The organism is Homoserinimonas aerilata, assembly GCF_006716125.1.
Classification (GTDB): Bacteria; Actinomycetota; Actinomycetes; order Actinomycetales; family Microbacteriaceae; genus Homoserinimonas; species Homoserinimonas aerilata.
The window spans coordinates 162,371-170,590 of sequence record NZ_VFOM01000003.1 but is presented as its reverse complement, the minus strand read 5'-3'; the positions used below and the strand labels follow the sequence as shown (position 1 = coordinate 170,590).

Genomic DNA, 8,220 nt, shown 5'->3' with positions numbered 1-8,220 from the left:
CGCCGGCCGGGCAGTCGCTCGCGCAGGCTTTGCATGAGAGGCACAGGTCGAGCGATTCCTGCACTTCGGGTGACTGCCATCCGCCGGTGACGAGGGTTCCGTTGGCCATCTCCTGCAGCACGCGGGCGCGGCCGCGAGTCGAGTCCTTCTCGTCACCCGTGGCGAGGTATGACGGGCACATGAAGCCGCCGGATGCCGTGTTGTCGGCCCGGCATTTGCCGACTCCGACGCAGCGGTGCACGGCTTTTGTGAAGTCGCCGCCGTCGTGGTCGAGGGCGAAGCCGCGCACCTTCGGCAAGGGCAGCGCCTGCGGTCGGCGCAGGTCGGCGTCGAGCGGACGCGGGGCGACGAGCACGCCCGGGTTGAGGAGGTTGGCGGGGTCGAACAGTTGCTTGAATCCTTCGAACGCCCTGATCGCATCCGGCGAGTACATGATCGGCAGCAGTTCGCTGCGGGCCCGCCCGTCGCCGTGCTCACCCGAGAGGGAGCCGCCGTGACTGGCGACGAGACGCGCAGCATCCGTCATCAGCTCGCGGAGAACGGCACCGTCACGCTCGAGCGGGATGTCGAGGCGCACGTGGATGCAGCCGTCGCCGAAGTGGCCGTACGGCATTCCGGAGACGCCGTAGCCGTCGAGCAGCTGCTCGAATTCGCGCAGGTAGGCACCCAGACGCTCAGGCGGAACGGCCGCATCCTCGAAGCCCGGCCATGCCTGCTCGCCCGCGGCGGTGCGACCGGCGAGGCCGACCCCGTCTTCGCGGATGCGCCAGATGGCACGCGTCTCGCGGCCCTCCGCGAACAGGCGCGACGACAGCGCGTCGGCGTCGCGCACGATCGCATCGGCGCGTGATCTGGCGTCGGAGCCCGACACCTCGATGAGCAGCCAGCCGCCACCCTCGGGCAGGTTCGCGACGGCGCCCGCACCCTTCGCCCGCCGCACCGCGTCGACGAGGCGCGCATCGAGCCCCTCTATTGCGGACGCGCGGTGCGCGATGATCGCGGGCACCGCATCCGCCGCATCCGCCATCGTCGGGTAGCCGAGCACGAGCAGCAGCGGGTCGACCGGCACGGGCACGAGTGTGACCGTCGCGCCGAGCGTGACCGCGCAGGTGCCCTCGCTGCCGACGAGCGCGCGGGCGAGGTTGCGGCCGTTCTCGGGCAGAAGGTGGTGCAGGCCGTAGCCGCTCACCTGCCGACCGAAGCGGCCCAGCTCGGTGCGCAGAACGGCCAGATTCGCCTGCGTGAATTCTTCAAGGCCCCCGATAAGAGCACCGCTGGATGCCGTCGCCGTCCGAAATCGCCGCCCCAGCCCGTCGACAACGTCGAGGTCGAGCACGTTGTCGGCCGTGGTGCCGTACACGAGCGAGTGCGAGCCGCAGGCGTTGTTGCCGATCATGCCGCCGAGCGTCGCCCGAGCCCAGGTGGACGGGTCGGGCCCGAAGCGCAGGCCGTGCGGGGCGGCTGCCTTCTGCAGCGCGCCCATGACGAGGCCCGGCTCAACGCGGGCGGTGCGCGCCTCCGGGTCGAGCTCGATCACGCGGTTCACATGCCGCGACAGGTCCATCACGATGCCCGGCCCGACCGCGTTGCCGGCGACGGAGGTGCCGCCGCCGCGTGTCGTCAGCGGGGTGCCCGTTTCACGCGAGACCTCCGCGACCGCGAGAATGTCGTCGACATCCCGGGGGAACACGACGACCTCGGGTACGACCCGGTAGTTCGACGCGTCGCTCGAATATTCGGCCCGGCGGCGCGCATCCGTCTCGACCGAGCCGCCGACGACGCGCGAGAGTTCGTAGGCGAGATCGCGTTGCACGGTCGCGGGAGAGCTCACGGCGCCACCAGCGCGGGCGGCCACTCCTGCGGAACGGCCTCGCCCGAGCTCGCCGCGACCTGCCGCATCAGAAGCCGACCCGTCTCGACCAGATGCTCCCTCATCAGCCGGGCCGCGGCATCCGCATCACCCTCCCTGATCGCCTCCACGATCGGAACATGCTCGCCCTCCACCTGCCGAAGGCTGCGCGAACGCTGCATCGTCGACACGCCCCGCACCTGCGTCGAATCGCGCAACGACTCGACCATGTCGACCAACCGGGCGTTGCCGCTCGCCTCGAGAATCAGCCGGTGCAGCCTGCGGTCGTGTGCGGAGAAGGCGAGAGAATCGGATGCTGCGGCCGCCTCATCGAGACCGGCCAGGCATCCGCCCAGTGCGGCAAGGAGTGCCGGTGGGTGCGCCCGTGCCGCTGCGGCCGCCGCAGGCACCTCGAGCAGGAGCCGCAGTTCGAACACGGAGCGGATCTCCTCGACCCCCAGCCCCCGGATGACGACACCGCGGTTGCGCTCGATGGTGAGCATGCCGGCGTCGGCGAGCCTCAGCACGGCGTCGCGCACGGGCGTGCGCGAGACGCCGAAGCGTTCTGCCAGCTGGTAGATGGAGTGCCGCGACCCTGCCGCGAGCTCGCCCGAGACGATGCCCGTGCGGAGCTTCTCGTGGATGAGGTCTGTGGAGCTGACCCTGCGCCCGGTCACAAGCTCGGGCGCAAGCCCAGCAGCAACGCCCGGCGCAAGGTCGATGTTCACGAGAAGTTCACCCCCTGCGCCAGCGGCAGGTCGTGCGAGTAGTTGATGGTGTTGGTGGCGCGACGCATGTAGGCGCGCCAGGCGTCCGAGCCGGACTCGCGTCCGCCGCCGGTGGTCTTCTCGCCGCCGAACGCGCCGCCGATCTCCGCGCCGGAGGTGCCGATGTTGACGTTGACGATTCCGCAGTCGCTGCCCTCGGCGGCCATGAACTGCTCGGCCTCGCGCTGGTCGAGCGTGAAGATGCTCGACGAGAGGCCCTGCGGCACGTCGTTCTGCAGGGCGATGGCCTGCTCGATGGTGTCATATTCGAGCACATACAGAAGCGGGGCGAAGGTCTCGCGGCGCACGATGTCGGTCTGGGCGGGCATCCGAACGATCGCCGGCTCCACGTAGAAGGCGTCGCCGCCTGCGTCGCGCCTGCCACCACCCACCACGAGTTCGCCGCCGTCGGCGACCGCCTGCTCGATGGCCTCCTGCATCCGCTCGTAGGCGGCCGGGTTGATGACGGGGCCGACGAGCGTGCCGTCGTCGGTGGGGCTGCCGATGGGCAGGCGCGCGTAGACCTCCGTGAGGCGGCCGACGAGGTCATCGACGAGGGAGGAGTGCGCGATCACGCGGCGCATCGAGGTGCAGCGCTGGCCGGCCGTGCCCGCAGCCGAGAACACGATCCCGCGCGCGGCGAGGTCGAGGTCGGCGCTCGGGGCGACGATGGCGGCGTTGTTGCCGCCGAGTTCGAGCAGCGCGCGGCCGAAGCGGGCGGCGATGCGCGGCGCGATCTGGGCGCCCATGCGCTCCGATCCGGTGGCCGAGACGAGCGGCACCTTCGGGCTGTCGACGAGAACGGATGCCCCGGCCGCGTCGGTCAGCACCACCTGGCTGACACCCGCCGGCATGCCGTGCTCCTTCAGCGCCCGGTCGAGCAGAGCCGAACAGGCGAGGGCGGTGAGGCTGGCCGTCTCGGACGGCTTCCAGATGACGGCGTCACCACAGACGAGAGCGAGGGCCGTGTTCCACGACCACACGGCCGCCGGAAAGTTGAAGGCCGAGATGACCGCGACGACGCCGAGCGGATGCCACGTCTCCATCAGGCGGTGACCGGGCCGCTCCGACGGCATGGTGCGACCGTCGAGCTGACGGGAGATGCCCACCGCCAGATCGCAGATGTCGATCATCTCCTGCGCCTCGCCGAGCGCCTCCGAACCGATCTTGCCGACCTCGATCGTGATGAGATTCGCCACGTCCTGCTTGTGCTCCGCGATGAGCTCGCCGAGACGCTTCACGACGAAGCCGCGCACGGGGGCGGGCACCGAACGCCACTGCAGAAAAGCCTCATGCGCGCGATCGATCGCGGCCGCGACATCCGGAGTCTCCCCCAACTCGAACAGGGACTCGCCCGTGATCGGCGAGCGCGCCGTGATACCCGTGCCCTCCGGAATGGTGGCGCCGCACGCCTCAAGGCTCTTCTTGGCGAGCTCGCGCAGTTCGGCGGTCGAAGGGGTGGTGATGGTCGTCATGGGGTCTCCTGGGGGTTTCAGTTCAGTGATCGGATGCGTCGAGAGCTTCAAGCGCGGATGCGAGGCTCGCCTCGCTCTGCGCCGCATACAGTTCGTAGGGGTCGTGCAGGGGGCGGCCGAGCACCTCGGCCATCCACGCCTCATCGAGTTCGACGGCCTGCTGCGTGGCATCCTTCGAGCCTTCGCCCGTCAGATTCGACTGGAAGATGCCGGCGGCCGAGCGCGGCAGGAAGTCCTCGTAGACGATCGGCTCGACCTCGAGCCAGCCGTCGCGGATGAGCGTCGGGACGTCGGCGGGCCGCTCGCCCGGTTGCCGTGCCGCCGTGTAGCGGTAGTAGGCGAGGCCCTGAGCCGCCATCTCCACCTCCGTGTCCGGGAACCCGCTGCCCCACACCTCAGCAGCTTTCTCCGCGGCCCGGATGCGCGGCACGCCAGCCAACGCGTCGTCGACGGCCACCATCATCCGGTCGTACACCTCACGCCCGGCCGGGGTGAGCGCGACGCCGCGCGCCTCGACCTCGCCGAAACGCACGCGCAGCTCATCGGTGATGATCGAGCCGTCGGGTTCGCGAAAACTGCGCGGCTCGGCGAGCGCACGGAACGAGGTCTGCCGCAGAAGAACATCCGGCCCCTGCCAGCGCGGCGGGCCCTGGATATCGTCGATCATGGTCACGCCGCGGGCCGACATGCGCGCGTAGAGATCGTCGATATCGAGCACGCGCGGGGTGAGGTGATTGATGTGTGTCGACGAGACGCCGCCGATGTCGGAGGCGACGGATGACACGGCCTCCAGCTCCTCATACCAGGCGCGATCGACCGGCTCGGGCGACAGCTCGAACGACGCCGTCGCGAGGGTGAGAAAGCGTTCGGCCTGCTCCTCGTCGAGGCCTCCGCCGTCGATCGCTTCGTCGGCAAGCGTGAGGAGTTCGGGCGGGAACAGCTCGCGCGCGGCCAGAAACGTCTCGAGACGACGCTGCTGGTCTTCGGTGAAATAGCGGCGGTCGGCCACCGCAAGCACCGAGGTGAAGACACGGAACGGGTTCTTCGCGAGCTCCTCACCGTCGACCGGGCGGAACGCGGTCGACACGACAGGAACGCCACCGATGGCGTCACGCAGATCATAGAAGCCGACCGGATGCATGCCCATGGCCGCGAAGACACGCGCCACCTGGGCGAGCTCCTCGCGTGTGCCGACGCGGATCGCGCCGTGCCTCTCGGCGGTGACGCGGTCGATCGAGCCGAGACGCTCCGCCTCCGCCCCGAGCCGTGCAACGACGTCGGAGTTCACCTCGTGGGCGACCTCGACGAGCGTCGTGTAGGCGGGAACCTCCGTGCCGTACAGCTCAGACAGCCGCACGGCGAAATCGGCCCGTAGACCGGTCGAATCCACAAAGCCCACGTCGCATCCCTCTCGCTCGGAGTACCGCACTGTATCCCGAGTAGCACGCTACTCGATTCGGGGCTGCGCCACCACCCCGCCCGCTGGTCGAGGTGCGCGAGCGCGAAGCGATCGTGCAGTCTCGAGACCCGCCCACGAAGTTACTCTGGGGTCGGTCTCGAGACGGTCACCGTAGACGGCGACCCCTCGACCAGCGGGAGCCTCGAGTACGCCAAACGGCTCTTCCCGACCGCCCCAAGCATCCGATTGGCGTACTTCAGGCTCCGGATGCGACAGGTGACGGCGCGAAGTAGCGCACCAGCGCGTACCCGACACCGCCGCCGATGAGCTGCGCGGCGATGAAGCCGAGCGATGAGCTCGGTGCGATGCCTGCGAAACTGTCGCTGAACATCCGCCCGATGGTGATGGCCGGGTTCGCGAAACTGGTCGACGCGGTGAAGAAATAGGCGGCCCCGATGTAGGCGCCGACGGCGGCCGGGATGACGGATGCGCGGCCCGTGCGGGCGAGCACGAAAACCACCAACACGAGCCCTGCCGTTGCCACGATCTCGGCGAGGAAGGTGCCGGGGGTCAGCCGGTCCTTGGCGCTCCACGAGACGGCGGATGCGCCGAACATGAGGTTTGCGAGCACCGCTCCGCCGATGCATCCGAGAATCTGGGCCGGGATGTAGAGGACGGTGTCCCGCCACGAGCGCATGCCGAGCGCAGAGTCGGCGAGCGACACGACCGGGTTGAAGTGGGCGCCGCTGATGTGGATGAACAGCAGGATGAGCACCGGCAGGGCGAGGGCGGTCGCCAACGCGTTCTCCAACAGTTGCAGCCCGACATCGCTCGGCGACAAACGCTCGGCCGCAATGCCGGAGCCGACCACGACTGCAGCGAGAAGAGCACTCCCCAGGAACTCGGCCGCGACCCTGCGATCAACCCGCTGGTCGAGGTGCGCGAGCGCGGAGCGATCGTGCAGTCTCGAGACCCGCATCACGCGGTGACGAGCAGGCGCGAGATCGAGTCGAGGGAGCCCGGGACCAGCCGGTAGTACGCCCAGGTGCCGCGCTTGGAGCGGGTGAGGAATCCGGCATCCATCAGGATCTTGAGGTGGTGCGAGACCGTCGACTGGCCCAGCCCGACCGGTTCGGTCAGGTCGCAGACGCAGGCCTCTTCACCCTCGGATGCCGCCACGATGGAGATCAGTCGCAGGCGTGTCGGGTCGGCGAGCGCCTTCAATGACCGGGCCAGATCATCCGCCTGTTCCGCGTTGAGCGTCTCGCGCGTGAGGGGCGCGCAGCAGGCTGCCGCCTCGGTGACGGGCGTGGGCGTGAACGAGGTCATGCGCCCATCGTAGCCTTACATTGACAACCATCGATGGATGGCTTCATACTTTCTATATCGATGATCATCGATCGACTCCGAGGGGATCAGCGCATGACACTTGCCGACCTGGCCATGCCGGCATTGCGCGACTCTCGGCTCGACGGTCTTCCCGTCGCCATCATCGGCGCCGGCCCGATCGGGCTGGCCGCGGCGGCACAACTTCACGAGCGCGGCATCGACTTCGTCGTCTACGAAGCGGGCGCAACCGTGGCAAGCAGCATGGCATCCTGGGGGCACATCAGGCTGTTCTCGCCGTGGGAGTTCCTGATCGACCCGGCCGCGCGCCGCATCCTCGTCACCACCGGCTGGCAGGAGCCCGAGACCGCGCGCCTACCCACCGGCTCCGAACTCGTCGAAAGCTACTTGCTACCCCTGGCGGCAACGGATGCTCTCGCACCCCACATTGTGACCGGCGCGACGGTCGAGGCGGTCAGCCGTCAGGGCATGGACCGCACCCGCTCCACCGGCCGCGATTCCACCCCCTTCGTGCTGCGGATGCTGCACGCCGACGGCACACACGACGAAGTTCTCGCCCGCGCGGTCATCGATGCCTCTGGTACCTACGCCACCCCGAACAGCCTCGGTTCGAGCGGGCTCGACCCGCTCGGGCTCCCCGCGGTGGCCGACCGTGTCAGCCACGCACTCCCCGATGTTCTCGGCACCGACCGGATGCGATTCGCCGGTAGACACGTCACCGTCGTCGGCGCCGGGCATTCGGCCGCGAACACCCTCCTCAACCTGGCCGAGCTGGCCCGTCAGGAACCCGGCACCAGCGTCACGTGGGCCATCCGCAACCGTTCCGCCGTTCGCGTGCTCGGCTCGGCCGACGACGAGCTGCAGGCGCGCGCCTCCCTCGGTGCCCGGGTTCAGCAGCTGGTCGAGGCTGGCGAGATCACGGTCATCGACCGCTTCGAGATCGCGAGCCTCGAGGATGCAGCGGGACGCATCCGCGTCATCGGCACTCGCGACGGCAACCACTTCGAGACTGACGTGATCGTCAACGCCGCCGGGTTCCGTCCCAACCTCGACCTGCTGCGTGAGATCCGGCTCAACCTCGACGACATCGTCGAGGCACCGCGCGCGCTCGCGCCGCTGATCGACCCCAATGTGCACAGTTGCGGCACCGTCGAACCGCACGGTTTCGCCGAACTTCAGCAGCCCGAGCCGAACTTCTTCATCGCCGGGATGAAGAGCTACGGTCGCGCCCCCACCTTCCTGCTCGCCACCGGGTACGAGCAGGTGCGGTCCATCGCCGCCTGGCTCGCCGGCGACGAGACATCCGCCCGCGCAGTTCAGCTCACTCTTCCCGCCACCGGCGTCTGCTCGACGAGCAGTACCGCCGGATGCTGCTGACCCCGC

7 protein-coding genes are annotated in these 8,220 nt (G+C 69.2%); 1 reads left to right on the top strand and 6 read right to left on the bottom strand.

Annotated elements, in window-relative coordinates:
- The 6 genes from FB562_RS12285 to FB562_RS12260 all read right to left on the bottom strand — a co-directional run.
- Positions 1-1,831: FAD-binding and (Fe-S)-binding domain-containing protein (locus FB562_RS12285; RefSeq protein WP_221625420.1), on the bottom strand; the 1,831-nt coding region annotated here is incomplete at its 3' end.
- Complete coding sequence (locus FB562_RS12280; protein ID WP_141881590.1) at positions 1,828-2,577, bottom strand: GntR family transcriptional regulator; 750 nt, start codon at positions 2,575-2,577, stop codon at positions 1,828-1,830. The genes FB562_RS12285 and FB562_RS12280, both read right to left, overlap by 4 nt.
- Positions 2,574-4,091, bottom strand: a complete 1,518-nt coding sequence (gene amaB, locus FB562_RS12275) for an L-piperidine-6-carboxylate dehydrogenase (protein WP_141881589.1) — start codon at positions 4,089-4,091, stop codon at positions 2,574-2,576. Before amaB ends, FB562_RS12280 begins: the two co-directional genes overlap by 4 nt.
- A gap of 22 nt (positions 4,092-4,113) precedes the next feature.
- A complete protein-coding gene (gene hglS / locus FB562_RS12270) occupies positions 4,114-5,490 on the bottom strand; it encodes a 2-oxoadipate dioxygenase/decarboxylase (protein ID WP_221625419.1) in 1,377 nt (458 codons plus the stop codon).
- Positions 5,491-5,746: 256 nt separating this feature from the next.
- Entirely contained in the window at positions 5,747-6,469 is a 723-nt protein-coding gene (locus FB562_RS12265; RefSeq protein ID WP_141881588.1) for an aquaporin, read from the bottom strand.
- Positions 6,469-6,819, bottom strand: coding sequence for an ArsR/SmtB family transcription factor (locus FB562_RS12260; RefSeq protein ID WP_141881587.1), 351 nt, complete (start codon positions 6,817-6,819; stop codon positions 6,469-6,471). The genes FB562_RS12265 and FB562_RS12260 overlap by 1 nt, the downstream gene beginning before the upstream one ends.
- Positions 6,820-6,912: 93 nt before the next feature.
- Between FB562_RS12260 and FB562_RS12255 the strand changes: the two genes are divergently transcribed.
- Positions 6,913-8,214: an FAD-dependent oxidoreductase gene (locus FB562_RS12255; protein WP_141881586.1), complete on the top strand. Its 1,302-nt coding sequence runs from the start codon at positions 6,913-6,915 to the stop codon at positions 8,212-8,214.
- Positions 8,215-8,220 lie beyond the last annotated feature (6 nt).

Coding starts and splice junctions, on each gene's coding strand:
- amaB (WP_141881589.1), bottom strand. CDS start 4,091: ATGACGACCATCACCACCCCTTCGACCGCCGAACTGCGCGAGCTCGCC.
- FB562_RS12265 (WP_141881588.1), bottom strand. CDS start 6,469: ATGCGGGTCTCGAGACTGCACGATCGCTCCGCGCTCGCGCACCTCGAC.
- FB562_RS12260 (WP_141881587.1), bottom strand. CDS start 6,819: ATGACCTCGTTCACGCCCACGCCCGTCACCGAGGCGGCAGCCTGCTGC.
- FB562_RS12255 (WP_141881586.1), top strand. CDS start 6,913: ATGACACTTGCCGACCTGGCCATGCCGGCATTGCGCGACTCTCGGCTC.